This window comes from Flavobacterium bomense, from assembly GCF_003970355.1.
On record NZ_RYDJ01000256.1, the window covers coordinates 1 to 1076 of the forward strand.

Consider the following 1076-nt stretch of genomic DNA (forward strand, 5'->3'; position numbering starts at 1 on the left):
TATTGCTAACGCTACTGTTATAATAATTCTATTTTTCATTTTGTTTGTTTTTTAAATTGTTAATGTTGCTATTAGCAACATTTTATTTTCATTAGATTTTTTTCTCAGTCATTTCCATTCCACATTTAGGACACTCCCCTTTAATATCAGCGGTAGAACCGTCCATTGGACAAACATATTTTGTCAAAATTTTAGTTTTAGGCTGACTGCCTTTTAGGGCGTGGGTATCTATTATTTCGGTAATTTTTACCATTCCAGTTCCACATTTAGAACATTTCCCTTCAGTTTCAGAAGCTGAACCATCCTTAGGACAAACATATTTTGTTACAATTTTACTCCTAGGCTGGCTGCCTTTTAGGGCATGAGTATCTACTTTTTCGGTAGTTTTCACCATTTTCATTGCACATTTAGAACATCCACCTGGTTTGTCGGAAGTTGATCCATCCATTGGACAAACATATTTGGTTACCGTTTTAGTCATCGGTTGACTACCTTTTAAAGCATAGGTAGGTACCTTATCTGTAACTTTTTTCAATTCCATGCCACATTCTGGGCATTTTCCTGAACTTGGATTCATATTGTCGGGATGGGTAGGGCAAATGTAAACTGTTTTAGGACTTTCCTTTTTTGCAGCTGTTTGAGCTGATAATGATGTGATTGCTATTAAGAATACGCTTAATATGATAATTAAATTTTTCATTTTATTTGTTTTTTAAGAAACAAGGTAATGCCTTTGTCGAAATTTTCGATTTAGTGAATTAGAGTTTCGTTATTAAGTTTAGATAATTTTAAATTGAACCCGCTAAAGAATAAGTAAAAAACAGCAAAAAGCCATAATTTATATTTGATTAGCTGATAAAAAAAAGATGATTTAAAAGCAAGAATTGCTTTCTATTTGACACACTTATGGCTGTCAAAATTTAATTTAGCTTATTTTTGGTATAAGCCATAGAGAATAAAAACCTGAGGAAAGATTGGTATTTGAATTAAAATAATTTTGTTTTTTTTTAAATTAAGTTTTTTTCATTTTGCGATTTTTATTTGTTCCGTTTTTCAAGCGTTTAAGACACAGCCCT

At 31.3% G+C, this 1076-nt stretch carries 1 protein-coding gene; it reads right to left on the reverse strand.

All coding sequences use genetic code 11. The features are described from left to right. Nucleotides 1-91: 91 nt before the first annotated feature. Nucleotides 92-700 (reverse strand): heavy metal-binding domain-containing protein, encoded by a 609-nt coding sequence (locus EKL98_RS17135; protein ID WP_126563251.1) that lies wholly within the window; start codon nucleotides 698-700, stop codon nucleotides 92-94. Between the last annotated feature and the right edge of the window lie 376 nt (nucleotides 701-1076).

Excerpts from the sequence above, each read along its gene's own strand:
- EKL98_RS17135 (WP_126563251.1), bottom strand. The coding sequence starts at position 700 with ATGAAAAATTTAATTATCATATTAAGCGTATTCTTAATAGCAATCACA.